This window comes from Gilliamella sp. ESL0232, assembly GCF_013346885.1.
GTDB classification, from domain to species: Bacteria; Pseudomonadota; Gammaproteobacteria; order Enterobacterales; family Orbaceae; genus Gilliamella; species Gilliamella bombi.
Genome location: NZ_JAAEDW010000004.1, coordinates 165,297 through 190,626, shown reverse-complemented (window position 1 = coordinate 190,626; position 25,330 = coordinate 165,297). Strand labels below are relative to the sequence as shown.

24 protein-coding genes are annotated in these 25,330 nt (G+C 34.5%); 12 read left to right on the top strand and 12 right to left on the bottom strand.

Features of this window, described 5'->3' with window-relative positions:
* Positions 1-65: 65 nt before the first annotated feature.
* A complete protein-coding gene (gene rpiA, locus GYW75_RS06275) occupies positions 66-722 on the bottom strand; it encodes a ribose-5-phosphate isomerase RpiA (protein ID WP_174798800.1) in 657 nt (218 codons plus the stop codon).
* Between the two features lie 210 nt (positions 723-932).
* Between rpiA and GYW75_RS06270 the strand changes: the two genes are divergently transcribed.
* The 4 genes from GYW75_RS06270 to GYW75_RS06255 all read left to right on the top strand — a co-directional run bounded on the left by GYW75_RS06270 (position 933) and on the right by GYW75_RS06255 (position 4,047).
* Positions 933-1,820: a LysR family transcriptional regulator ArgP gene (locus GYW75_RS06270; protein WP_065590287.1), complete on the top strand. Its 888-nt coding sequence runs from the start codon at positions 933-935 to the stop codon at positions 1,818-1,820.
* A gap of 112 nt (positions 1,821-1,932) precedes the next feature.
* Positions 1,933-3,006, top strand: a complete 1,074-nt coding sequence (gene hemE / locus GYW75_RS06265) for a uroporphyrinogen decarboxylase (protein WP_174798799.1) — start codon at positions 1,933-1,935, stop codon at positions 3,004-3,006.
* The gene (locus GYW75_RS06260) at positions 2,999-3,601 is read left to right on the top strand and encodes a YjaG family protein (protein ID WP_174798798.1); all 603 of its coding nucleotides are present in this window, start codon (positions 2,999-3,001) and stop codon (positions 3,599-3,601) included. Before hemE ends, GYW75_RS06260 begins: the two co-directional genes overlap by 8 nt.
* Before the next feature lie 173 nt (positions 3,602-3,774).
* Positions 3,775-4,047, top strand: a complete 273-nt coding sequence (locus GYW75_RS06255; RefSeq protein ID WP_034912351.1) for an HU family DNA-binding protein — start codon at positions 3,775-3,777, stop codon at positions 4,045-4,047.
* Between the two features lie 169 nt (positions 4,048-4,216).
* On the opposite strand, the gene ybaK is transcribed toward GYW75_RS06255, so the two are convergent.
* The 10 genes from ybaK to GYW75_RS06205 all read right to left on the bottom strand — a co-directional run bounded on the left by ybaK (position 4,217) and on the right by GYW75_RS06205 (position 13,975).
* Entirely contained in the window at positions 4,217-4,702 is a 486-nt protein-coding gene (gene ybaK / locus GYW75_RS06250; RefSeq protein ID WP_174798797.1) for a Cys-tRNA(Pro) deacylase, read from the bottom strand.
* A gap of 103 nt (positions 4,703-4,805) precedes the next feature.
* Positions 4,806-5,615 (bottom strand): hypothetical protein, encoded by an 810-nt coding sequence (locus GYW75_RS06245; RefSeq protein WP_085165163.1) that lies wholly within the window; start codon positions 5,613-5,615, stop codon positions 4,806-4,808.
* A gap of 73 nt (positions 5,616-5,688) precedes the next feature.
* Positions 5,689-7,761: a glycine--tRNA ligase subunit beta gene (glyS, locus tag GYW75_RS06240; protein ID WP_085165161.1), complete on the bottom strand. Its 2,073-nt coding sequence runs from the start codon at positions 7,759-7,761 to the stop codon at positions 5,689-5,691.
* A 10-nt stretch (positions 7,762-7,771) separates the two neighbouring features.
* The gene (glyQ, locus tag GYW75_RS06235; protein ID WP_034912362.1) at positions 7,772-8,704 is read right to left on the bottom strand and encodes a glycine--tRNA ligase subunit alpha; all 933 of its coding nucleotides are present in this window, start codon (positions 8,702-8,704) and stop codon (positions 7,772-7,774) included.
* 310 nt (positions 8,705-9,014) lie between these two features.
* Complete coding sequence (dusC, locus tag GYW75_RS06230; RefSeq protein ID WP_174798796.1) at positions 9,015-9,971, bottom strand: tRNA dihydrouridine(16) synthase DusC; 957 nt, start codon at positions 9,969-9,971, stop codon at positions 9,015-9,017.
* Complete coding sequence (locus tag GYW75_RS06225; protein ID WP_174798795.1) at positions 9,968-10,741, bottom strand: molybdopterin-synthase adenylyltransferase MoeB; 774 nt, start codon at positions 10,739-10,741, stop codon at positions 9,968-9,970. The genes dusC and GYW75_RS06225 overlap by 4 nt, the downstream gene beginning before the upstream one ends.
* Before the next feature lie 81 nt (positions 10,742-10,822).
* A complete protein-coding gene (locus GYW75_RS06220) occupies positions 10,823-12,142 on the bottom strand; it encodes an amidohydrolase (RefSeq protein WP_174798794.1) in 1,320 nt (439 codons plus the stop codon).
* Positions 12,143-12,162: 20 nt separating this feature from the next.
* Positions 12,163-12,612, bottom strand: coding sequence for a hypothetical protein (locus GYW75_RS06215; protein ID WP_065560819.1), 450 nt, complete (start codon positions 12,610-12,612; stop codon positions 12,163-12,165).
* Positions 12,612-13,400, bottom strand: coding sequence for a DUF3100 domain-containing protein (locus tag GYW75_RS06210; protein WP_174798793.1), 789 nt, complete (start codon positions 13,398-13,400; stop codon positions 12,612-12,614). Before GYW75_RS06210 ends, GYW75_RS06215 begins: the two co-directional genes overlap by 1 nt.
* A gap of 29 nt (positions 13,401-13,429) precedes the next feature.
* Positions 13,430-13,975, bottom strand: a complete 546-nt coding sequence (locus GYW75_RS06205; protein ID WP_174798792.1) for a cysteine hydrolase family protein — start codon at positions 13,973-13,975, stop codon at positions 13,430-13,432.
* 285 nt (positions 13,976-14,260) lie between these two features.
* Here GYW75_RS06205 and aspS point away from each other — a divergent pair, with 285 nt between their 5' ends.
* The 5 genes from aspS to GYW75_RS06180 all read left to right on the top strand — a co-directional run bounded on the left by aspS (position 14,261) and on the right by GYW75_RS06180 (position 19,650).
* On the top strand, positions 14,261-16,018 hold the full coding sequence (gene aspS, locus GYW75_RS06200; protein WP_174798791.1) for an aspartate--tRNA ligase: 1,758 nt from the start codon (positions 14,261-14,263) through the stop codon (positions 16,016-16,018).
* A gap of 9 nt (positions 16,019-16,027) precedes the next feature.
* Positions 16,028-16,480 carry a dihydroneopterin triphosphate diphosphatase gene (nudB, locus tag GYW75_RS06195; protein WP_174798790.1) on the top strand — a complete coding sequence of 151 codons (453 nt, stop codon included), beginning with the start codon at positions 16,028-16,030 and terminating at the stop codon, positions 16,478-16,480.
* Between the two features lie 11 nt (positions 16,481-16,491).
* Positions 16,492-16,908, top strand: coding sequence for a hypothetical protein (locus GYW75_RS06190; RefSeq protein WP_174798789.1), 417 nt, complete (start codon positions 16,492-16,494; stop codon positions 16,906-16,908).
* A 92-nt stretch (positions 16,909-17,000) separates the two neighbouring features.
* Positions 17,001-18,464, top strand: coding sequence for a 4-hydroxy-3-polyprenylbenzoate decarboxylase (ubiD, locus tag GYW75_RS06185; protein WP_085165137.1), 1,464 nt, complete (start codon positions 17,001-17,003; stop codon positions 18,462-18,464).
* Between the two features lie 121 nt (positions 18,465-18,585).
* On the top strand, positions 18,586-19,650 hold the full coding sequence (locus GYW75_RS06180; protein ID WP_174798788.1) for an SEL1-like repeat protein: 1,065 nt from the start codon (positions 18,586-18,588) through the stop codon (positions 19,648-19,650).
* A gap of 23 nt (positions 19,651-19,673) precedes the next feature.
* Here the strand turns inward: GYW75_RS06180 and ppc are convergent, their stop codons facing one another.
* On the bottom strand, positions 19,674-22,331 hold the full coding sequence (gene ppc, locus GYW75_RS06175; protein ID WP_174798787.1) for a phosphoenolpyruvate carboxylase: 2,658 nt from the start codon (positions 22,329-22,331) through the stop codon (positions 19,674-19,676).
* 345 nt (positions 22,332-22,676) lie between these two features.
* Between ppc and GYW75_RS06170 the strand changes: the two genes are divergently transcribed.
* The 3 genes from GYW75_RS06170 to GYW75_RS06160 all read left to right on the top strand — a co-directional run bounded on the left by GYW75_RS06170 (position 22,677) and on the right by GYW75_RS06160 (position 25,316).
* Positions 22,677-23,168: an NADH-quinone oxidoreductase subunit J family protein gene (locus GYW75_RS06170; RefSeq protein WP_034912407.1), complete on the top strand. Its 492-nt coding sequence runs from the start codon at positions 22,677-22,679 to the stop codon at positions 23,166-23,168.
* Between the two features lies 1 nt (position 23,169).
* Positions 23,170-23,472 carry an NADH-quinone oxidoreductase subunit NuoK gene (nuoK, locus tag GYW75_RS06165; RefSeq protein ID WP_034912410.1) on the top strand — a complete coding sequence of 101 codons (303 nt, stop codon included), beginning with the start codon at positions 23,170-23,172 and terminating at the stop codon, positions 23,470-23,472.
* Positions 23,473-23,579: 107 nt separating this feature from the next.
* Positions 23,580-25,316: an NADH-quinone oxidoreductase subunit 5 family protein gene (locus GYW75_RS06160; RefSeq protein WP_174798786.1), complete on the top strand. Its 1,737-nt coding sequence runs from the start codon at positions 23,580-23,582 to the stop codon at positions 25,314-25,316.
* Positions 25,317-25,330: the final 14 nt, after the last annotated feature.

Genomic DNA, 25,330 nt, shown 5'->3' with positions numbered 1-25,330 from the left:
CCTTCAGCATACAAATTGGTACTTATAATTAAATACCATTATTAACTTTATTGTAGTAAATGATTTTATCTCAGCTCTTTTACACCCGTACTGCATCCAACAAGCGCAATATCAGCGCCTTTATTGGCAAATAATCCAACAGTAACCACACCTGCAATGCTATTAATTCGGTTTTCAAGCTCCATTGGTTTGGTAATGACAAGATCATGAATATCTAAAATCACATTACCATTGTCAGTTATAACGCCTTGACGATATATTGGTTTACCGCCCAGCTTATATAACTCACGAGCAACATATGAACGAGCCATTGGGATTACTTCAACCGGTAATGGGAATTTACCTAATACATCAACAACTTTTGATTCATCAACAATACAAATAAATTGTTTAGCTATGGCTGAAACAATTTTTTCGCGTGTTAAAGCTGCGCCACCTCCTTTAATCATTTGCAACTGGTGATTAATTTCATCTGCACCATCGACATAGACATCCAAATAATCGACTTCATTACAATCGAGAACAGGAATACCATAGCTTTTTAATTTTTGGGTGGATGCTTCCGAACTAGATACAGTACCTTTGATTTGATCTTTTATTGTAGCTAATGCATCAATAAAATGGGATGCAGTAGAGCCTGTTCCTACACCAATAAAAGAATCAGGTTTGATAAATTTTAAGGCTGACCAGCCTACGGCCTTTTTTAATTCGTCTTGTGTCATAATATCACCCCTATTTTGAGGATAATTTTTCTTAAAAAAAATAAAATTTTGAAAGCAAAATTGTTGAAGATATGGCATAGTACCCAATTAGAAAGCAAAAATCATTAGGATTTTAAGAATTAAATCAACTTTGTGATAGGTTTAAAACTTATTACGATATTAAAGTAGATTAAATATTTGAGCAATGATCAAATCATTAATAAAGAGATTATGAAGCGTCCAGATTATAGAGCGTTACAAGCATTAGATGCGGTGATAAAGGAACGAGGATTTGAAAGAGCTGCTGATAAATTGTGTATTACACAACCTGCGGTTTCGCAACGTATCAAACAATTAGAAAGCTTTTTTGGTCAACAACTGCTAGTTAGGACCATTCCTCCGAAAGCAACCAAACAAGGTGAGCACCTGCTTGGCTTATTACATCAAGTTGAATTATTAGAACAGCAATGGTTAGGTGATAACGAGCAAAATGCCACACCGTTGTCGTTATCTATTGCGATTAATGCTGATTCTTTAGCAACTTGGTTTTTACCTGCGTTAAAACCAGTTTTAGATAAAAATATCTTACGTTTTGATATTCAAGTCAAAGATGAAGAACATACGTTAGAATTATTGCGTTTAGGGACAGTAGTTGGTGCGATTAGCATTCAAGCTAATCCTTTACCAGGTTGCTTGTCTGATTTATTAGGTGCTTTAGACTATATTTTTGTGGCTTCACCTGATTTTGCTAAAAAGTACTTTCCAACTGGGGTAACTCGATCATCTTTATTAAAAGCGCCTGCTGTTGCATTCGATCATTTAGATGATATGCATCAGGCCTTCTTACAAGAAAACTTTAACCTTACGCCAGGTAGTGTAATTTGCCATATCACTAGTTCATCTGAAGCTTTTGTGCAATTAGCTAAACAAGGTTCGGCCTGCTGTATGTTACCAAAGTTGCAAGTTGAGCAAGAATTAAAAAATGGTGAATTAATTAATTTAACTGATGGGTTATATCAAAGACGTATGCTATATTGGCATCGTTTTGCTCCTGAAAGTAGTGTAATGCAAAATATCTCTGAAACCTTGATTCGTTATGCACAACAAACATTATCATAGCCTCAGGATTTAGATCACAAATAATAGATAAATTAAGTGATTTTTATACTGAAACAAATACTTACCTGAAACTTTTTAACAAAATAAAGTCTATATTTAAAGAGCTGAAGATATGAGCCAATTAAAAAATGATCGTTATTTACGAGCTTTACAATGTTTGCCTGTAGACTATACACCAGTTTGGATGATGCGACAGGCTGGTCGTTATTTACCTGAGTATCGTCAATTAAGATCAAAAGCGGGTGATTTTATGACGATGTGTCAAACGCCAGAATTAGCTTGTGAGGTCACCTTACAACCATTACAACGATTTGAGCTTGATGCTGCTATTATTTTCTCTGATATTTTAACAATCCCTGATGCTATGGGGCTTGGCTTATATTTTGAATCGGGTGAAGGACCTAAATTTAAAAAATCGATATCTTGCATATCAGATATTGAACAATTACCCATCCCAGATCCAGAGCAATCACTTAAATATGTGATGGATGCGATTCGATTAACAAAAAAAGAACTCAATGGTAAAGTTCCACTAATTGGTTTTTCGGGAAGCCCATGGACACTAGCCACCTACATGATTGAAGGGGGCAGTAGCAAAGCATTCACCAAAATTAAAAAGATGCTTTATAGTGAGCCCAAAGCGTTGCATCAACTACTTGAAAAACTAGCAAACAGTATCGCATTATATTTAAATGCACAAATTCAAGCGGGAGCACAATCGATTATGATTTTTGATACTTGGGGCGGCGTATTAAGTCATCAAAGCTATCAAACATTTTCACTTGACTATATGCAACAGATCTTATCGCAATTAAAACAAGGTAAAAAAAGTCAAGATATAACCTCGTACATTCCTGTTACTTTATTTACTAAAGGAGGAGGAATATGGCTTGATCGTATTATTAATACAGGTTGTGATGCGGTGGGAGTGGATTGGACTGTAAATTTAAGCCAGATTACTCAAAAAGGGAAAATAGCAGTACAAGGGAATTTAGATCCTTCCGTTTTATATGCAGGAAAGCAAACAATTGAATCCAACGTAGAGGCCGTTCTTAATGAATATGGCTATCACAATGGGCATGTTTTTAATTTAGGGCATGGTATTCACCAAGATATCCCTGTAGAGAATGTACAGTATTTGATTGAAGCGGTACATCGACTATCAAAAAGGTTTCATCATGATTAAAAATCCTGTTCAATTAAGGCTAGAAAAGTTACCACAATGGAAACAACGTCTATTTATGGTCTGCTTATGTGAACGAATGTATCCCAACTTTGTTTTTTATTGTCATCAACAACATCATGAAGATGATGCTAAAAATTATAAAAAAATACTGGATTTAGTTTGGGAATCACTATTAGTTGAAGATGTAAAAATCAATTTTGATTTACAGCTTGAGAAATTAGAACTCATTATTCCAACTGTAACTGATGATAGTCCTTATATGGTTTATCCAGCCATCGATGCTTGTCATGCACTTGGTGAGGTCTTACACTCTTACTTGAGTGGTGAAATCGCTGAACATACAGCTAAAGTCAGTAGTATATCAGCAACTACAGTTGCTGAATTTGAAATGACCAAAACAAATGTTAATCTTTCAGAAGATGAACAACAAACTTTGCCTAGTGTTATAGATGAATTCGATTTGCAGTGGGAAATATTTCGATTGCTACGCGAAGAAAATAATGAAATGAATGAGTTGATAAAAGGCTTGAAAGATGAAATTCGAGCAGCGGGAACTAGTAATATTGGTGTTTTTTTGAGCTATCAAGGCGTTTAAAGTGTAATTTTTAAAATTTTTATTAAATTTTTCTTTAATATTGGACAAATATAGACTACATTTAACAGCAATGTAATCTAAGCAACGTTTACAGTAACGACGCTAAAATATTAAGTTTTAGCTTCGTTTATAATGTTAACTTTAACAATAAAATAATATGTAAGGATATACCCATGAATAAAACAGAACTTGTCGACGCTATTGCTAGCAAAGCTGATATTACCAAAGTAGCTGCAAAAACGGCGTTGGAAGCTACATTAGCCGCTATTACTGAATCATTGAAAGCTGGTGAGCCAGTTCAATTAGTTGGTTTTGGTACATTTAAAGTTAATTCTCGTAAAGCTCGTACTGGTCGTAATCCAAAAACTGGTAAAGAAATTAAAATTGCAGCAAGTAAAGTACCAGCATTCGTATCAGGTAAAACTTTAAAAGAAGCAATCAAATAAGTTGCTTTTTCTTACTGTCAACTTGATTGATAGAAGTATTAGGTCATAGGGTATAGTCTTATGACCTTATCAACTCAATAAAAATACATTATTTTAAGGCAAATTGCTTTCGCTTTTTCTTGTTTATAAGTAGTATTAGAACCAAATTAAAATTATATTACTAATAATTTTAAGTGGTTATTTCAACCCATTTCGCTTGTAATATATCAATCAAATCTTGAGGCGCAATTTCAATTTCTAATCCTCTTCGCCCGCCTGATATAAACATTGTTGTGTGCTCACTTGCACTTAAATCAATGAGTGTGGGTAGTTGTTGTTTTTGACCGAATGGACTAATTCCTCCCACCAAATAACCTGTTACCTTTTGAGCTAAATTAGGATCAGCTAAATCTATTTTTTTACATTTTAGTGCTTTTGCGACTTTTTTAAGATCCAAATGTCTATCGACGGGCAATACACAAACCGCTAACGTCTTATTATTACCGTTTAAACTTACAATCAAAGTTTTAAATACCTGTGTAGCTGTAACATTCAAACTGGGATCAAGTTTATTAACCGCTTCTTGCCCGTAGTTAGTTTGGTTGGGATCGTGTTTATATTGGTGGATATTAAATTTGATTTTTAGCTTTTTAAGTAAATCAATTGCTGGAGTCATAGCTTTTATCCAATAGATTTAGTTAAATCAAAATAGTATATGGTAAGCGATATCCTTACCAAAATAGAGTTGGTAAGGAAATGAATAACAATTAAAGAATTAATTAGTGGTCTTCTTTATTTTTATCATCATTGCTAGTAGACGGTGCTGCTGAGTTAGAGGCACTATTTGCTAGCGTATAAAGACGATAGAAAAAGCTAGTAACAAAAATATCAAAAAAGATACTACAGAAAGAGAAGATGGTATCAAGGACAAAATTGTCACTATCGAACGCAATAGCTAATTGAGTAAAAACCATCACAAATGCAAGGAAGATTAATACCATCAAAATAGCTGAGCGCCACTGGGTTTTTGATGACTGAATGCTTAATGAAAGTGAGTCAAGAATATTGTTTTGACCAGGTTCAACCAGCGAAGCAAAAAAGAAGTTACAAAAGATAATTAAAATTAGAATTGGAATCAGTAGTACTAAAAAAATTAATATAAAAATAAGTTCTTTAGGTAAAAGCAAATTTAAACTAATAAGTACTATAGATAACATAAATGAGACTAAAAATATAAAGACTCCAATGATAAGATAAAAAAGAATAATTTTTAATGTATTTGATAACGCTTTAGATAGTAATAGATTTAAATTAAGTTTATCGCTGATATAAAGGTTAGAAATAGTTGCTATACTAATTGCTTTTAAAATAATGCTAATTAGTAATGTCAACATCACGAATAAAACATAGTTAGTTAAATTTTGTGAAAAATAGATTTGTTCAGCTAGATTTTGTTTGTCAAAGAAAGAATTAAAAAACGCATGAATTAAAGCTAGCGTTAGACTAACAAGAACAAATTGCGTAATGCGATTACGAATAAAATTGCATGTTTGTATAAAAATTAAAGAAAAAGAGATTTTTTTTTGCATTTCTATGTAAGTTCCTTATATGTGGTAACTGATTTAGTTACCACTATTATTTTTGAATGATTAAATTCGTAAATTAAGCTTGCAATAATGAAATATCCGCAACTTTTAAGAATAAATTTTGTAGCTTTTTCAAAAGCGCTAATCGATTAAGTCTAATAACTTCATTGTCAACCATAACCATGACTGAATCAAAAAATGTATTTACCGTCTCTTTTAATGACGATAATTCAATTAACGCATCTTGATAACGGCTTTCACTAAAATACGGTGAAAGTTTATCGGTTAAAATTGCCAATTTTTTAGCTAATTCACCTTCTGCGCCTGTCTCTAGCAAGGCTGCATTGATCTGCTCAGGAATAGTAACCTCAATTTTAGATAAAATATTTGACACACGCTTATTAGCTTCGGCTAATGACGAGGCTTCGGGCAAGGTTCTAAAGTGAGTGACTGCCTTAACGCGTGCATCAAAATCAGCGGGTTTAGTTGGATTAAGTGCTAAAACTGCTTGAATCGTATCAATTGCAAAGCCTTGTTCTTGATACCAAGCTCGGAAACGACCCTGCATAAAATTAACAATATCGTCAACTACGTTTTTATTATTAAGCTTATCGCCATATAATGATGCGGCATAATTGGCTAATTCGACTAGATCTAAAGGCAGTGCCTTTTCAACAATAATACGTAAAACACCAATAGCAGCGCGACGCAATGCAAAAGGATCTTTATCACCCTTAGGATGCTGACCAATACCAAAAATGCCAGCTAAAGTATCCAATTTTTCAGCGATAGAAACTGAACAAGAAACAGCAGTACTTGGTAATTCATCACCAGCAAAACGCGGTTTATATTGTTCTTCAATGGCGGTTGCAACTTCAATACTTTCGCCATCTTTAAGGGCCAAATAACGTCCCATAATACCTTGTGTTTCAGGGAATTCAAAAACAGTATTAGTCACTAAATCGCATTTTGTTAATTTGCCCGCTCGTTTGGCTTGCTCAACATCAGCCCCAATTTTATCGGCAATAAAGCCAGATAACGATTCAATGCGAATTGCTTTATCCTTAACTGTTCCAAGCTGTTGTTGAAATAAAACTGTTTCAAGACGAGGCAAACGGTCTTCTAAACGTTGTTTTAAATCAGTTTGATAAAAGAATTCAGCATCGGCAAGGCGAGGGCGAACCACTTTCTCATTACCCGAAATTACAACTTGTGGATCTTTTGACTCAATATTAGCCACAAAAATAAAGTTTGGTAATAATTTGCCTTGTTTATCATAAACAGGAAAGTATTTTTGATCGCCTTTCATGGTATAAACCAATGATTCAGCAGGAACCTCTAAAAATCGCTCCTCAAATTTAGCAGTTAACACAACAGGCCATTCAACTAGAGAGGAAACTTCTTCAAGCAAATTATCTGTTAAATCTGCTTTACCATTTAATTTTGCAGCTTCTTCTTCAGCTTGTTGTTTAATAATAGATTTACGTTTATCGTAGTCAGCAATTACCTTACCACGTTGTTCCAAAATTTCAGGATACTGGTCTGCATTATCAATAGTGAACTCTTGTTCACCCATAAAACGATGGCCACGAATAATACGATCTGATTTAATCTCTAAAATCGTACCAGGCACAAGCTCATCACCATACAACATGGTAACAGTATGACATGGACGAATAAATTCAACTTGGCGAGCCGCCCAACGCATTGGTTTAGGGATAGGTAATTTGCTTAATGCGGTTTTAACCATATCACATAACAAATTAACAACTGGCTGACCTTTTTGATTTTGAGTATAAGAAAGCCATTCACCTTTATCAGTTTGTATACGCTCAGCCTGATCAACTGTAATACCACAACCACGAGCCCAACCCTCAGCAGCTTTAGTTGCATTTCCATTGGCATCAAAGGCTGCGCTGACCGCAGGACCACGTTTAACTATTTGGCTATCGGGTTGCGTATCATTCAAATTTAAAACTTTTAATGCTAAACGGCGAGGCGATGCATACCAAAGCACTTCACCATGTTCCAAATTGGCATTATCAAGCTGTTGTATAAAATTAGCCGCAAAGCTTTCTGCTAACGTGCGGAGTGATTTGGGTGGTAACTCTTCGGTACCAATTTCCACTAAAAATGTTTTTTGCATAATCTTCTAATTCCTACTTTGATGCACTTTCGTTAGATTGTGAATTTTGGCACATAGGGAAGCCAAGTGCTTCGCGAGATGCGTAATAGGCTTCCGCCACCATTTTGGTTAATGTTCTGATGCGCAAAATATAACGTTGTCGCTCAGTTACTGAAATCGCTTTACGAGCATCAAGTAAATTAAAACAGTGGGCCGCTTTTAAGATGCGTTCATAAGCAGGTAGTGGTAGTGGTTTTTCTAACTCAAGCAAAAACTTGGCTTCTTTTTCGTGTTGTTCAAAACAATAAAATAAAAATTCAACATTGGCGTATTCAAAATTATAAGTGGACTGCTCAACTTCGTTTTGATGGAACACATCACCATAGGTTGTTTTACCAAATGCTCCATCACTCCAAACCAAATCATAAACACTATCCACGCCTTGAATATACATTGCTAAGCGTTCAAGTCCATAAGTGATTTCACCAGTAACTGGTTTACATTCAAGCCCACCAACTTGTTGAAAGTAAGTAAATTGGGTTACTTCCATACCATTTAACCAAACTTCCCATCCAAGCCCCCAAGCACCAAGGGTTGGGTTTTCCCAATTATCTTCAACAAAACGGATATCATTAACAGTTGGATCAAGACCTAATTGTTTTAACGAACCTAAATAAAGCTCTTGAATATTATCAGGAGAAGGTTTTAAGATAACTTGAAATTGATAATAATGCTGAAGCCTGTTTGGATTCTCACCATAGCGGCCATCGGTTGGGCGGCGAGATGGTTGAACATAAGCTGCATTAATAGGTTCTGGCCCAAGCGCTCGTAGGCAAGTCATCGGGTGAGACGTTCCCGCACCGACTTCCATATCCAAAGGCTGAATCACAGTGCATCCCTGATTAGCCCAGTAGTCTTGTAACGTAAGAATTAACCCCTGAAAGGTTTTGACATTAAACTTTTGCATGATGTTATCTTTATGGTTGAATTGATATTTCGATAATTTAAATAGTGCTATATATTATACTTTTTATCAATACTTGTGAAATGCCTAATCAGGCTCTGTCTAATATTGAATAAATGATTGATTTTTCTTTAAAATAAAAAAATTAAATAAAATCAATGCTCTACCTGAACGTTTTTTATGGAAAAGTAGAACCACATATAACCTTTTCTGATTAACATTAATTAATCTTTTAATATCAGCTAAATAGATTATATTTTATTGGTAATATGTAATGTACCTTATTTAGTTGTTGGATAAATAGCCACGACATTTATGTATTATTTTTATTGTCATTTGTTAAAAATTGACAAATTTCTTGTTGTGATTTGAGTGTTCTAATGTTTTGTAAGACTTCTGACGCTTGAACATAGTGCCGTTTTAAGTAAGCAAGCCATTGTTTGATGCGAGCAGAGTGATAAAGCGGTTTAGCACTATCAATAGATGATGTTGCATAGTGAATTAAAATTTCCATCACTTGTTGCCAATTTAATGCTGATTGCTCAGTTCGTATCATATTAGCTAGGTTTGGAATAGTTAAAATACCGCGCCCTAGCATAATGTCATTAGTTTGGCTTTGGCTTATGCAATTTTTTGCATCTGCAATAGAGAAAATTTCACCATTAGCAATAACAGGAATTTTTAAGTGCTGTTTGATTTGGCCTATTGTTTGCCAATCTATTTTTTCGGATTTATAGCCGTCTTCTTTGGTCCTTCCGTGAATTGCTATTTCGTTGGCTCCGGCAAGTTCAATTGCGTTGGCAATTTCGTGACAATGCGATTTATTATCCCAACCTAAGCGAATTTTGACTGATAATTTATTTGTTGTACCTATAGCTTGTCGTACCTGGCTGACAATATTAAATATCTGCTCTGGATATTGTAATAAATAAGCGCCACCGTGGCTGCCAACTACAGTTTTGGCTGGGCAACCAAAATTGATATCTATACCATAAGAACCTAATTCGATAGCTTTAATAGCATTTTCAGCCATCCACTCTGGTGACTGTCCTAAAATTTGGACACGAACTGGCGTGTCAGATTCGGTTTTTCCATTATTGTAAAGTTCAGGACATAGGCGATAGAAAGTCCTATTTGATAATTTGTGATGGGTCACTCTGATAAATTCTGTAACACAATAATCAAATTGGTTAATTTCAGTTAAAAGTTGCCTGACTTGATAATCCAGTACTCCCTCCATAGGAGCTAAAATAATTCGATTAATTTTCATTGAGAAACCTGATTGGTATTACCATTACCACAAACGGGACAATTAGGTTGTTTGGTAAATTTAACTTGGCTAAACTCCATTGTCATTGTATCAGTCATTAATACACGACCAATTAATGGTTTTCCATATTGAGTTAACACTTTTATCGCTTCTAAGGCTTGCATGGAACCAAACATTCCAACAAGCGGAGCCATGACGCCGGTCTCAACACAAGTGAGTTGATCTTTACCAAATAAGCGACTTAAACAGTGATAACAGGGTTCATTAGGTTGGTATGTAAATACACTTAATAACCCCTCCATACGGATTGCCGCTCCAGAAACTAACGTTTTTTTTACTTGAAAGCAACAGCGGTTAATTTGCTCTCGTGTCACTAGGTTATCCGTACAGTCTATGACAATATCATGTTGTTTAATAAGTGAAATAAGCTTATTATCATCAAGTCGCTGATTTACTGTTTCAATTAACGTATTGGCATTTATATTGGTTAAGGCCTCTTTTGCCACCTCGACTTTGTATTGATTAATAAAGCTTTCGGTATATAAGATTTGTCGATTTAAGTTGGATTTTGATATGGTGTCAAAATCAACTAACGTTAATTTGCCTAAACCTGATGCCGCTAAATAGAGTGATGCAGCGCAACCAAGTCCGCCTAAACCAATGATCAGTGCTGAACTGTTTTTCAATATTTGCTGTTTATCAATATCAAAATCACGCAATGTGATTTGTCTATCATAACGAAACAATTCTTGATCAGTAAGTTCTAGCATATTGTGCGATTATTATTGTGGTTAATTATGAAGAAGCATTATAACAGAAACTTGGCACAACAATGTGCCAAGCTATTAAGATTATTTGTCAAAGCCAGATAGAAAGGTTAAATATTCCTCTTTGGTCATTAGTGGTTTATATTCTGACATCAGTTTCTGTGCAGGTTTGGCATCATCATAAAGTAAATCAATAATTGTACATGCCATCATTTGTGCAGGACGGATGTAAGCCATTTCTTCATCAAATACCGTATAATCTTTACCATGTAAAACACCTCGAACTGAACCAATCCATGGGTGGCTAACAGGCATAATGTGAGATAAATCTCCAGTATCCGTACTACCTGTCATATGAGGCGCAATCCAAACATTATCAGCACCAATTAGATCTTGTGCATTACTTTGTAAAAAGTCATTAAGTGTTGGATTGTTTTGCAAAGGCAAATAACCTGGTAGATCTTTAATTTCACACGTTGCCCCAACAGCCATTGCTCCAGCTTTTAATGCTTGATTTATTCGTTCATTGGCATCAATCATGGCAGGCACATTGCCTGCGCGCACATAGCTTTCTATTCTGACATCGCTTGGAACTACATTAACTAAATCACCACCTTGGGTAATAATTGGATGGAATCTAATGTAGTCTTTTTCTTGAAATGTTTCACGAATAGCATGCACCCCCATCATTCCCATCATTGCGGCATTTAAGGCGTTGACACCTGCGTGTGGTGCAGCAGCCGCGTGTGATGCTTCGCCTTTGTATTTAATTAATTTACCGATAAAACCATTGCTAGTTGTTGATATTTCGATAAAACCATTTTGACGTTCATTAGGTACACTAGTTAAATGTATTTGTAATGCCATATCAATATCGTCAAACTCGCCACGTGAAATTAACTCTGGTTTGCCACCAATATATTTGATTTTACCTTCTTCTATTAAGCGATTTCGATAAGTGATTTCAACATATTCTTCAGCTGGAACAGCAAATGGTACGACATCGCCAGCTAAAAATTGCATAGCCCCTGAATCAATTAATCCCATCGTTACTGCCATCATATTTGCAATTTGAGCATTATGTCCACAGCAGTGCGCAGCACCAGATGTTTCGTCAGCAGCAGGGTGATCTGCACAAATAATAGCATCAAGCTCGCCGATAACGGCAATACTATATTTACTACCTTTTCCTCCTTTTAGGCGACCTTTTACTCCTGTTATTGCTAATTTATTTTTAAATGGAATACCTAGTTTTTCAAAAGTTTGCTCAACTTTTTGAGCTGTTTTGTGTTCTTTATAACCAAGTTCAGGTTCTACCCAAATTGATTCAGCAATCGCCTTAATATCGGCTTTACGGTTTGCAATTGCACTACAAACCTTTTTTTTAAGTTCTTCTTTTGTCATAAATTAAATCCTAGTGCAAATTAGATAACACCTTCCCAATGCAAGGTGATTTGAGCAATGATTGCTGCCAAAATAAAAGTGCCTGAAAATACCGCTAATGAAACAGGAATAATTCGCCATGAGATACTTTTAAATAATGCTAAATCTTTACCAATAGCCAATCCAGCATAAGCAAGCACTGGGGTACAAACCGCCAATAAAGAAACCTTGTCAGTAAGTGAAACAACTTGTTCATGAAAAGGGAAAATAGGTGATGAAGCCACTGCGGCTACAACTGATACCCATAAAATAACTGGAAATTTGTTTAATACTGGAATTTTGCCAACAAAATAACCAACAATTGATATAACAACTAAAATTGATAACGCTTCTAATGACAGCATAAAATCAATTTTGTAACCTACTGTATTACCAGCAGCCATAATAATGGCAACTAAGATCAGTAAAAATATTGTTTCTAAACTTTTCATTATAGCGCTCCTTCTTTATTACGTCGTAAACGGGAAAAGATGTTATATAAGAAAGAGGCAAACGGTAGTGAAAATAATGTATAAATATAAATACCAACAACACTCGACATTAAGTTTGCTGTTGTTGCATAGGCTTTGATTTCACTAGCCATTTCTGGATAAAGGTCACTTATTGGAGCAAGTGATGCCGCCATCATACTACCACTTCCAACCCCAGCTCCCATGGCTAAAGCATAAGGATGGAGAATATCTAGTTTTGCCATCACGCTTGCTAGTATACTCATCCAAATAGCACCATAAAGTGTGCCACAAACATACATCGCCATAACGCCTCGACCTTCAGCGGAGTCCAATCCATATTTATCTGCAACAATTGCTATATTCGGTTCGCGAGCAACAGAATAAGTTGCACCTACAGCTTCACGTTTCATGCCTAATATCATTGCTAGTGGCAAACCCAATAAAATCGTACCAGCAAAATGACCTAATTCCTGAAAAATTAATGCTAACTTAGCATCTTTTAGAATCATATCAATCTTAGGACCGACAGAAACGCCAAGCTTGGCAATAAGTAACATCAAAGTTACAATCATGATGGCGCTGGCATTATTCATATTTTTTAGTTTTAATATTTTTAATTTGGGAACACTTATTACTCCACCGATGATCATGGCGTATAACATCGGATACACAGCGATAATCCAAATAGACTGCTTACCGATAAACTCACATGCCAAAACAACGACTAGTGCAAGTAAATGCACTTTATAATCTCGTAAAACTTTCATTATTACTCCTTAATTTATTTAAAATATTTTTAAAGTATCGTTGCCCCTAATGTATTTTTAAAATGATTTAAAGCCCATTGATGACCGATTGGATCAAAGCTGGCTACTGCCTTTTTATGAATAAATATTTTATACCCTAAATTATAGGCATCTACTGCTGTGTGCAATATGCAAATATCAGTACAAACTCCTGTCAAATGGATTTCACTGATGCATCTTTCGCGTAATCGTAAATCAAGATCTGTCCCACAAAAAGCTGAATAGTGGCGCTTATTTATCCAATAGATATGATTAGTATTTTTATATTTTTGATAAAGGTTATCTAAACTACCAAATAATTGTTGTCCTAAAGTACCAATTATATTATGAGGCGGAAAAAGAGAATATTCAGGGTGAAATCTATCAGAAGGGTCATGAGAATCGATAGCAAAAACGACAAAATTATTATTTTTTATAAATGATTCTGCTACGTTTAGCATTTCCGCTTCAATTTTTTGACCAGCTAGGCCTGTAGTTAAAGCTCCATTATCAGCAACAAAATCATTTGTATAATCAATTGAAATTAACGCTTTCATATCAAGTAAATAGGCTATTAAATAATATTAAAGCTTATTAATAAATATTTGATATGACAAGTTATTTTCAATAAGTAATTTGAATATGTTTTTTATAAAATTAAGATCTAATTGGTATCTTTTTGAATTTAATTTATTTTATAAAAACTTTTATAAAGTAAATTTATTATTAAAAACTAACTATAAATAAATTAAATGAAAATTATTTTAAATCATGGTCTTTATACCCTGATAAATTGCTCTATAATAATTATCATTATTGCTAATAGTACACAGGATATTTTAATGAGAACAATTTATTGCGGACAACTCAATGCAAGTTATATTAATCAAGAAGTAACATTATGTGGTTGGGTCAATAAACGCCGAGACTTAGGCGGTATGATTTTTATCGATATGCGTGATCGTGAAGGTATTGTACAAGTTTTTTTTGATCCTGATTATCAACAAGCATATCAACTTGCTGGTGAACTTCGTAATGAATTTTGTATCCAAATTAAAGGCAAAGTAAGAGCTCGTCCGGAAGGTCAAATCAATAAAGATATGGCAACCGGAGAGGTTGAAATTTTGGCAACTGAATTGAAAATATTTAACCGTAGCGATGTATTGCCTCTTGATTTCAATCAAAACAACAGTGAAGAGCAACGTCTAAAATATCGTTATATTGACTTGCGTCGCCCTGAAATGGCAACGATCTTTAAAACGCGAGCTAAAATTACCGCATTTGTTCGTTCGTTTATGAACGAACATGGTTTTTTAGATATCGAAACGCCAATGTTAACCAAAGCAACTCCAGAGGGCGCAAGAGATTACTTGGTTCCAAGTCGAATCCATAAAGGTGAGTTTTATGCGCTGCCACAATCGCCACAATTATTTAAACAATTGCTAATGATGTCAGGATTCGACCGTTATTATCAAATTGTAAAATGTTTTCGTGATGAAGATTTAAGAGCCGATCGTCAACCTGAGTTTACGCAAATCGATGTTGAAACTTCATTTATGACAGCAGAGCAAGTGCGTGATGTTATGGAGAAGATGATTCGTGAGCTTTGGTTACATGTTAAAAATGTGGATTTAGGTAAGTTTCCTATTATGACTTTTGCTGAAGCGATGCGTCGCTTTGGAAGTGATAAGCCTGATCTGCGTAATCCGCTTGAAATTATTGATGTGGCTGATTTGGTTAAAGATGTTGATTTTAAAGTGTTTTCAACACCAGCTAACGATCCGAAAGGACGCGTTGCATTGCTTTGTATTCCAAACGGTGCACAATTAACACGTAAACAACTTGATGAATATACGCAATTCATTTCAGTTTACGGCGCAAAAGGTATGGCTTGGATTAAAGTTAATGAACGTTGCAAAGGGTTAGAAGGTGTACAAAGCCCAGTTGCTAAATTCTTTAATGAATTGCAAATGGAAGCACTGCTTAATCGTGCCAATGCTAAAGATGGTGATATTTTATTATTTGGTGCCGATAGCTATAAAGTAGTGAGTGATGCGTTAGGGGCATTACGTTTAAAAGTTGGTAAAGATTTAGGTTTAACCGATGAAAGTAAATGGGCGGTACTTTGGGTTATTGATTTCCCGATGTTTGAAGAAACAGATGAAGGTTTAAGTGCTATGCATCATCCATTTACGTCACCAAAAGATTATACACCAGAAGAACTTCTGAATAATCCTGAAAATGCTGTTGCAAATGCTTATGATATGGTAATCAATGGTTATGAGGTTGGTGGTGGATCAGTTCGTATTCACCGTAGCGAAATGCAACAAGCCGTCTTTTCAATTTTAGGTATTAATGAACATGATCAACGTGAGAAATTTGGCTTTTTACTTGATGCATTAAAATATGGTACACCTCCTCATGCAGGATTGGCATTTGGATTAGATCGATTAAGTATGTTATTAACTGGAACGGATAATATTCGCGATGTGATAGCGTTTCCTAAAACTACAGCAGCAACTTGTTTACTTACTGATGCTCCAAGCCCAGCCAATATTGCAGCATTGACTGAACTTGGTATTGAAGTAAGTAAAAGATAGTGATATTTGATGCGAAAATTCAAAAAACCTGAATCTGTTCTGGTGGTGATTTTCTGCCAGACAACAAACCGTTGCCTTATGTTACAGCGCCAAGACGACCCTTGTTTTTGGCAATCAGTAACAGGTAGTATGGAAAATAATGAGCTACCACGAGAAACAGCAATTCGTGAGGTTTTTGAAGAAACAGGCATTGATATTATAGGGCAAAATCTTGAGTTAATTGATGCAAAGTATTCCGTTGAATTTGAGATTTTCCCGCAATTTAGACATAAATATGCACCAGAAGTTAAGCTAAATAAAGAACATTGGTTTTATCTGCCTATTATTAATGAGATAATACCAGTACTTACTGAGCATTTAGATTATCAATGGTTAACAATTGATGAAGCAATCAATCTTACTTTATCTCCAAATAACAGTGAAGCTATTGGTAATATTCACAATTTGATTAAATCTAATTAAGAGGTTTGAAAATGAAATTAAGCCTATATGCCGTTGCGTTGTCCTGCTTATGTTTTTTTGTACCAACTTGTAATGCCGATATAAATATAAAAAAGTGCCAACCTAATCAAAATGATTATACTATTTTCGATGAGTATGACGTTAAAATATCAGAGAAGATAATTGATTATAAATTACATGATCAACCTGAAAAACGTGAAAATAGTGTTATTCAGATATTTGCTAATGAAAATAGTGATGATCGAAATGACTGGATAGCCTCGTTTCTATTTGATGATCAATCTGAACAATTTTTATTTTATCAAGTTGATCAAGATAAATTTATTGAAATCGATAAAAAACAATTTGATGCCTTATTACCTAAAATTGTTGAGTGTAATCAAAATAAACAAGTACCTATATATAGTGAAAACTTTGATGCAGATTAGTTAAATATCAAAGCTACATTAGTATTAAGTATTAAAAATGATTTTAGGATTTGGTTAACTCAAGACTATTAAGTAACAGGGAGTAGTAATAAATGAATTTTTCAAATTTTAGAGATTTTTTAGATTATCTTGAACAACAAGGTGAATTAAAAAAAATTACTTTTCCTGTTAATCCTTATCTCGAAATGACCGAAATTGCTGATCGTGTTTTACGTAATGGAGGCCCTGCTTTATTATTCGAAAATCCGATTGGTTATGATATGCCTGTTTTATGTAATTTGTTTGGCACCGCTAAACGTGTTGCAATGGGAATGGGGCGTGAAGATACTTCAGCTTTGCGTGAAATTGGTGAGTTATTGGCATTTTTACGTGAACCCGAACCGCCTAAGGGCATACGGCAATTTTTTAATGTGTTACCTAAGTATAAACAAGTACTAAATATGCCAGTCAAACATCGTTCTTCAGCACCATGCCAAGAGGTGATTTTTAAGGATGATGAGGTGGATTTGACTCGTTTACCTATTATGCATTGCTGGCCCGAAGATGTAGCACCTCTGTTATCTTGGGGACTGACTATTACTAAAGGTCCTTATAAAGATCGACAAAATGTGGGCATTTATCGCTTGCAACTTTTAGGAAAAAATAAATTGATCATGCGTTGGCTGTCACATCGTGGTGGTGCACTTGATTTTGCCGAATGGCAACAAGCACACCCAAACGAAAGATTTCCAGTTAGTATTGCTATTGGAGCTGATCCAGCCACCATTTTAGGTGCAGTGACACCAGTGCCAGATACTCTACCTGAATATGCTTTTTCTGGATTATTACGTGGTAGCCGAACAGAGGTAGTCAAATCGTTATCGAATGATTTAGAAGTTCCAGCTAGTGCAGAGATAATTCTTGAAGGTTATATTGATCCTAATGAGTTAGCATCAGAAGGTCCGTATGGTGATCACACAGGTTATTATAATGAAGTTGAGCAATTTTCCGTATTTACCGTAACGCACTTAACTCGCCGGAAAGATGCGATTTATCACTCAACTTATACAGGTAGACCACCAGATGAACCCGCAATCATGGGACTTGCTTTGAATGAAGTTTTTATTCCAATTTTACAAAAGCAGTTTCCTGAAATTGTTGATTTTTATTTACCGCCAGAAGGATGTTCATACCGTATTGCGATTGTTACTATTAAAAAGCAATATCCAGGTCATGCTAAACGAGTTATGATGGGAGTTTGGTCGTATTTAAGGCAATTTATGTATACCAAATTTGTAATTGTCTGTGATGATGATATTAATGCACGTGACTGGAAAGATGTAATGTGGGCTATTTCGACACGTATGGATCCTCATCGGGATACGACTTTTATTGATAATACACCGATCGATTATTTGGACTTTGCTTCACCTGTATCAGGATTAGGCTCTAAAATGGGTTTAGATGCTACCAATAAATGGACAGGTGAAACAAATCGTGAATGGGGAAAGATAATTAAGAAAGATCCAAAAGTCATTGCCCATATTGACGAAATTTGGGATGAGTTAGGTTTATAGAATTATCTTTAATCAATATTAATTGTATAAATAAAATAGCCCAAATAAGAATTAAACAAAAACTATTCCCTTATATTGCATTTATGTATAATTATTAAAATTGCTATAATAATTAAAAAATATGAAAAAAATTCAAATATTGTTAGTACTATTGTTATCTATTTCTTATAGTGCAATGGCTACAAATTATAAGACGCAATCAGATGATACTCAACTAAAGCTTAAAGCGTCAGATTCATTGCTCCCTTCTTTACGTTTGTCTGCAGAAAAAGGGAACTCAGAAGCTCAGTACTCATTAGGAAATATTTATAAACAAGGATTAGGTGTCGAGGTTAGTGATGTTCGAGCTTTTTTCTGGTATAAAAAAGCGGCTGAACAAGGGCTTGCCAAAGCACAAAATAATTTAGCATTTATGTACCAAAGTGGTTTAGGTACTAAACCTGATTTAAATGAAGCATTTAAATATTTTAAATTAGCGGCAGATCAAAATTATGCATTAGCTAAATATAATTTAGCTTTAATGTACAAAGAAGGCAATGGAGTAGAAAAAAACATACTGACTGCGATTGATTATTTTACACAGGCTGGTAATGAAGGTATTTATGACGCTTATCTAAATCTTGGTATTATGTATTTTTTTGGTGATGGTGTAAAAGAAGATCGCATGACGGCTGCTGATTGGTTTAGTAAAGCAGCTAAAGATAATATTCCAGAAGCGCAATATTATTTGGGATTAATGTCTGAAAATGGCGATGGTTTAACCCAAGATTATGTGGCAGCTAGCTATTTTTATACACAAGCGGCAGAGCATGGCCATGTATTAGCGATGTACAATTTAGCAATTATGTATGTAACAGGTACAGGAACTAAACCGGACAATACGCAAGCGGCATATTGGTTCACTAAAGCCGCTGAAGCTGGTAACGCTGATGCTCAATATAATATTGGTGTGATGTATGATGTAGGTGGAGGAGTGCCTAAAGACGAGGAAAAAGCCGTTGAATGGTATCTAAAAGCTGCAGAGCAGGGCAGTGTTGATGCTCAATATAATTTAGGTGTTAAATATCTAGAAGGTGAAGGTACGGATAAAGATCAAGAGCGTGCTATTTATTGGTTTACTAAAGCTAGTGAGCAAGGAGATCAAGACGCTAAAGCTTATTTAGAACAATTATTACCAGAAAATTAAAAAAGGCATTAGCCTTTTTTAATTTATCCAGAGTTTCTCATACCCGCTGCGATTCCTGAGATGGTGATCATTAGCCCTTGTTCAACTATGATGTTTTCATTATTATTATCATTATCGTTGTTTTTTCGTGAACGACTCAGTAACTCTACTTGTAACAAGTTTAATGGCTCAATATAAGTATTACGTAAGGCCACCGACTGCGCTATCCAAGGTAAATCAGCCATTAGGCTAATATCATCAGTAATAGTTAATACTGTATTGATATCTTGGGTTAGCAAATTTCTTAATTCTTCACCTAATGGCCATAATGCAGGATCGACTAAACGTTGTTCGTAATATTGGTGAATATTTGGCGCAGATTTTGCGTAAACCATTTCAAGCATACCTAATCGGGCATTAAAGAAAGGCCAATTGTGGTACATCTCTTTAAGAATGTTTTGTCTGCCTTCTCCAATAATAGCTCTTAGTGCACTACCTGCACCGAGCCAAGATGGCACCATTAAACGGTTTTGTGTCCAAGCAAAAATCCAAGGAATAGCTCGTAAACTTTCAATCCCTCCACCTATTCGGCGCTTTTGTGGCCTTGAGCCTAGTGGTAATCTGGCTAATTCAACCTCTGGTGTTACTGCTCTAAAATAATCAATAAATTCAGAACGTTCTCGTACATAACTACGATAACAATTACATGAAATTTCTGACATTTCGTCCATGATACTGCGCCATTCCTGTTTAGGTTCTGGAGGTGGTAATAAGTTGGCTTGTAAAATAGCTGAGGTATAAAGCATAAGACTACTGAGAGCAACCTCTGGCAGGCCGAGTTTAAAGCGGATCATTTCTCCTTGTTCAGTAACTCTAAGTCCTCCTTTTAATGATCCTGGTGGTTGCGAAAGTAGTGCGGCATGAGCTGGTGCGCCCCCTCGACCAATTGATCCTCCTCGTCCATGGAATAACACCAAATTAATATTATATTTTTCAAATAAGTTAACTAATTCCTCTTGTGACCGATATTGTGCCCAAGACGCGGCAAGAGTGCCAGCATCTTTAGCCGAATCAGAATAACCTATCATTACCATCTGTTTACCTTGAATTTTATTGTAATACCAAGGGATATCCAATAGTTTTTGCATGACTGATTTAGCATTATTTAAGTCTTCTAGAGTTTCAAATAACGGTACTATGGGAATGAATTTTTGGCAGTCAACGATTTTTAATAATAGATAAACCGCTAAAATATCAGAAGGTGCTTTAGCCATTGAAATTACATAAGAAGCAATTGATTCTTCGCCCGCTTTTTTTATTACACGACAAGTGTCTAATACTTCTTGAACCATTTGATCTGGTTGCCAACTGTAAGGTAATAACGGTCGATTTGATTTTAACTCTGTTAATAAAAATGCTTGTTTTTCTTCTTCAGACCATTGAGCATAGCTACCTAAGTTAAGTTCTTTGGTTAATGCGTCGAGCGCTTCTGTATGTACTGAACTGTCTTGACGGATATCTAATCTGACTAATTGTAACCCAAAGCTTTTTATACGACGCAGTGTATCTAACAATGGTCCATGAGCAATTGTTGACATTCCATTGTCAATTAACGATTCATAACATACATAAAGCGGATTCCACAACTGCTCATTTTTAATCAAAATATCGCAAGGCGCTAATATAGGTTCATTATTCAATAAAGCTTCAATATAGTTGTGAGTTTTGATTAAACGTGTTCGTAACTGCTTCATTACAGCTCGATATGGCTCTGAAACGTTTTTGTTTTTTTCATCTAACAGTTCAATGACCGAATTACTGCATTCCGTCATTGAAAGTTCACGAACAAGTATTTGAATATCTGCTAAAAATAACTCAATTGCCTTTAATCTGGCTTGTAACATGACTTTTTCAGTTACTTTTGCTGTGACATTTGGGTTACCATCACGATCACCCCCCATCCATGAGGTAAATTTAATAGGGACATTATCAACGGATAATTGTTCATCAAACGCATCAACTAACTGATCATTAAGTTCACGTAAGAATAGAGGTACCCCATTCCATAGACTATCTTCAATGACTGAGAATCCCCATTTTGCTTCATCAATTGGAGTAGGTCGTTTTTTACGTATTTCGTCAGTATACCAAGCCTGACAAACTAACTGCTTCAAACGTCGCATAATACGCTCAATTTCGTAGTCAGCTAAATCATCATGGTCCAGTTGTGATAGACAGTTATTTATAGCAGTATAAGTATTAATCATCGTTCGGCGATTAATTTCGGTCGGATGTGCGGTTAACACTAATTCAATTGACAAATCATTAATTGCTTTTGTAATAGTTTGATTTGAGAAATTAAGGTTTTTTAGTGTGCTAAATAATTCGGTCATTTTTTTAGGACTACTAGAAGCTTCCCCATGGGGTGAAATACCATAATACTCAGCGGCTGTATTGACCAAATTCAAAAACTGATTGAATGCCCGTGCAACATGTAATAAATCGTCATCATTAAGGTTTTCAATTAATTTAAGTAACTCATTATGAGCTTGAGTATCTCCTTGTTGAGCTGATTTTGATAATTGTCTTACCATTTCAACTAAATCAAATGTTTCATTACCGGTAGCTCGTTTGATTGCGTTCCCTAGTAAAGTACCTAACATATTGACATTACTTCTCATTGATGAGTATTGGTTATTCATGATTTTCTCGTCTTCGATTTTATTATGCCTAAGCACCTTTAAGCTGTATGAATCAAAATGACAATTTAATGGGATAGGTATAATGTTGATTAATGTGCATAAGTTATACTTTATTACAATTTGATTTTGAATTTAAATAATAAAATTTTATGGTTTTTATTTGTTTTAGTTGTTTTAATTATATCTATCATGAAAAATTAGACTTCGAATGTTTATTCGATATTAGAAATATTCATTAGAAAACTTATTTAACAGGATTATTTTTTATGAATACAGTGGTAAACTGTATCTTGATATCATTTGGGTATATACTAGCTATATTATGAATACACATTGGATTATTTAATGATTGCTGTTTTTTATATCGCGTCGATTATTGCTGTCGTTGCTAGTATAAAAGTAATTAGTAGTTTACGTGTTGATAAAGCAATTTTATATCTTGTTATTTCACTTTTTGCTTCAGCATTAATATTTATTCTACTTAATACATATTATTCAGCTATTTTATATATTTTACTGTTTATTGGTGGATCGGTAACTCTTTTTTTACTTGTCGCTTCAATTTTGAAAATTAAAGATGATAATGTTGAAAACCACAAGCAAGGAATTAGTCCTAAAATCTGGTTAGGTCCACTTGTCTTAGCATTTGTATTATTAGTCGCCCTAATTTATAGTGTAGTAAGTACTGACTATTCAGAACTGAAAGAGTCTCATGAATTAATGCATGAAATGTCTAAATATGCATACATTTTGATAGCTGAATTGGCACTGTTTTTACTATTGGGCGCAGTTGTGATTGCTTATCATTTTATGCATCGGCTTATGTTGGAGAAATAATATGATTCCACTCATACATAGTCTTATTCTTGCTTCTATTTTATTTGTGATTGGTTTGTTAGGAATAATGATTCGACGCCATTTCTATTTTTTATTACTTAGCCTTATTATTATGAATAATGGGGTTATAGTTGCGTTGTTTGCAGCAAGTAGCTATTGGCAACAATCTGATGGGCAAGTACTTGCTATATTAGCAGTAATAACTGCCTTAGCCGAAGTTTGTGTCGGTCTTGCATTGATGATAAAACTATTTTACCGTCGAAAAACATTTAATATTGACTCATTGAGTGAAATGAAAGGATGAATTTACTTTATTTAACTATTATTGTTCCCTTATTTTCTTTTTTAGTATTGGTGAGCTTGGGAAGACATATCAGATCAATTAATGTGATAATTATTGGTATTACTACTATGCTGATAATAGCATTAATTACTGTATTTTCTTGTATCGATTTTAGTTCAAATACAGTACCTGATATGACCTTAGTTTATACTCGACCACTGTGGAATTGGTTTTCGGTAGGTGACTTTTCAGTACCTATTTCCTTAACCTTGGATGGATTATCATTAACCTTTTTAGCGTTGATTTCATTTTTTGGTTTTTGGGTCTATCTTTTTGCAGCTTGTGATTTAACTTCAAAAAAAGATATTTACACCTTTTATGCTTACAGTAATTTATTAATTGCTAGCATATTAACTATAATATTGGTCAATAATTTGTTTGTTATGCTAATGGGTTGGGAAGGTTTGAGTATAAGTGCATACTTGCTCATTGGTATTTACTATAAACAGCCTCGTAATGGTTATGCTGCAGTTAGAGCATTTGTGATTATGCATTTAACTGATATTTTTCTAATTATTGGTATATTTTTACTGTATCAAACTCTAGAAACATTAAATATCCGTGACGTTTTGACGCAAGCACATGATAATTTGGCTGTTGATTCTGATATCATATTTTGGATTACTCTAATGCTATTCCTTGGGGCAATGGGCAAGTCGGCACTATTTCCTATGCATTCATGGTTTGCTGAAACAACATTAGCTCCAATGCCTGCGATGGCTTTATTGCAATCTTCAACAGTAATTTTAGCTGGTGTATATTTAGTTTTAAGACTTAGTGATTTGTTTATGATGTCGAGCGATGTTCTTGCTATTATAGCAATGATTTCATCATTGACTATATTATTTGCTAGCACCATTGCATTAGTGCAGTATGATATTAAACGAATTGTTACATATATTAATTTAACGCAAATTAGCTATTTATTTTATGCTTTTTCAACAAAAAGTTGGAGTTTATCTCTTAATTGCTTAATTAATTATGTCGTAACAAGCACATTGCTAATTTTAGCTTCATCTATTTTAATTAAGAAATGTCAAGGTGAACGAGATATCAGTAAACTAGGTGGTTTACTTAAAACGTTTCCGATGTTATATGCGATATTTTTGTTAATCATGCTATCACTTAGTGCTATGCCTTGGGTTTCATCATCATTTTATATTAAAGGCGATATCATATTGGGTTTAATGACTCAAGATAAATTGATATTAGGAACCATTGGTTTGTTTGGTATTTTACTTTCTAGTTTAGGTATTTGGCGCTTAATTTCAATGGTTTTTTATCGTAAACAAAAACAGTATGATTTTACTAAAACCAAGTGGTTAAGTTATTTACCAATTTTCATCTTATTAATATTTACTACAGCTTTATTTATCTACTTCCCATTACCAACTCAAGGTATTATTCCGATAGCTGAGTTAGATACTAATGGGCAGTTACCTTTTCAACTACTTCTAGTAGCTGTAACTGGATTGAGTTTTTTGATTGCTTATATTTTATATGCTCATCCAAATAGCGAAGTACAAGAAATTCTAAATACGCCAATGGTTAAATTCCTTTTACGTTTATGTAATAGTGATTGGCATTATGATTATTTATTGCATACTTTATTTGTTAAACCTTATGTCTATTTAGCCCGTTTTTTGAAAAAAGATCCACTAGCTTTTTGGGATAATTGGATAATGAGGGGAATCAGAAAAGTAAACGCGTTCACCGTTGATCTAGAAAATGGGCAAATTCGGTGGTATATGGTTTCGATGGTTATAGGTAGTATTTTCATATTAATGCTACTGATTTTTATTTAATAAAGGTGTAATCA

Coding starts and splice junctions, on each gene's coding strand:
- GYW75_RS06270 (WP_065590287.1), top strand. CDS start 933: ATGAAGCGTCCAGATTATAGAGCGTTACAAGCATTAGATGCGGTGATA.
- GYW75_RS06205 (WP_174798792.1), bottom strand. CDS start 13,975: ATGAAAGCGTTAATTTCAATTGATTATACAAATGATTTTGTTGCTGAT.
- ybaK (WP_174798797.1), bottom strand. CDS start 4,702: ATGACTCCAGCAATTGATTTACTTAAAAAGCTAAAAATCAAATTTAAT.
- GYW75_RS06180 (WP_174798788.1), top strand. CDS start 18,586: ATGAAAAAAATTCAAATATTGTTAGTACTATTGTTATCTATTTCTTAT.
- GYW75_RS06260 (WP_174798798.1), top strand. CDS start 2,999: ATGATTAAAAATCCTGTTCAATTAAGGCTAGAAAAGTTACCACAATGG.
- rpiA (WP_174798800.1), bottom strand. CDS start 722: ATGACACAAGACGAATTAAAAAAGGCCGTAGGCTGGTCAGCCTTAAAA.
- nudB (WP_174798790.1), top strand. CDS start 16,028: ATGCGAAAATTCAAAAAACCTGAATCTGTTCTGGTGGTGATTTTCTGC.
- GYW75_RS06210 (WP_174798793.1), bottom strand. CDS start 13,400: ATGAAAGTTTTACGAGATTATAAAGTGCATTTACTTGCACTAGTCGTT.
- ppc (WP_174798787.1), bottom strand. CDS start 22,331: ATGAATAACCAATACTCATCAATGAGAAGTAATGTCAATATGTTAGGT.
- dusC (WP_174798796.1), bottom strand. CDS start 9,971: ATGAAAATTAATCGAATTATTTTAGCTCCTATGGAGGGAGTACTGGAT.
- GYW75_RS06220 (WP_174798794.1), bottom strand. CDS start 12,142: ATGACAAAAGAAGAACTTAAAAAAAAGGTTTGTAGTGCAATTGCAAAC.
- hemE (WP_174798799.1), top strand. CDS start 1,933: ATGAGCCAATTAAAAAATGATCGTTATTTACGAGCTTTACAATGTTTG.
- GYW75_RS06190 (WP_174798789.1), top strand. CDS start 16,492: ATGAAATTAAGCCTATATGCCGTTGCGTTGTCCTGCTTATGTTTTTTT.
- GYW75_RS06255 (WP_034912351.1), top strand. CDS start 3,775: ATGAATAAAACAGAACTTGTCGACGCTATTGCTAGCAAAGCTGATATT.
- nuoK (WP_034912410.1), top strand. CDS start 23,170: ATGATTCCACTCATACATAGTCTTATTCTTGCTTCTATTTTATTTGTG.
- ubiD (WP_085165137.1), top strand. CDS start 17,001: ATGAATTTTTCAAATTTTAGAGATTTTTTAGATTATCTTGAACAACAA.
- GYW75_RS06170 (WP_034912407.1), top strand. CDS start 22,677: ATGATTGCTGTTTTTTATATCGCGTCGATTATTGCTGTCGTTGCTAGT.
- glyQ (WP_034912362.1), bottom strand. CDS start 8,704: ATGCAAAAGTTTAATGTCAAAACCTTTCAGGGGTTAATTCTTACGTTA.
- GYW75_RS06245 (WP_085165163.1), bottom strand. CDS start 5,615: ATGCAAAAAAAAATCTCTTTTTCTTTAATTTTTATACAAACATGCAAT.
- GYW75_RS06160 (WP_174798786.1), top strand. CDS start 23,580: ATGCTGATAATAGCATTAATTACTGTATTTTCTTGTATCGATTTTAGT.
- aspS (WP_174798791.1), top strand. CDS start 14,261: ATGAGAACAATTTATTGCGGACAACTCAATGCAAGTTATATTAATCAA.
- GYW75_RS06215 (WP_065560819.1), bottom strand. CDS start 12,612: ATGAAAAGTTTAGAAACAATATTTTTACTGATCTTAGTTGCCATTATT.
- GYW75_RS06225 (WP_174798795.1), bottom strand. CDS start 10,741: ATGCTAGAACTTACTGATCAAGAATTGTTTCGTTATGATAGACAAATC.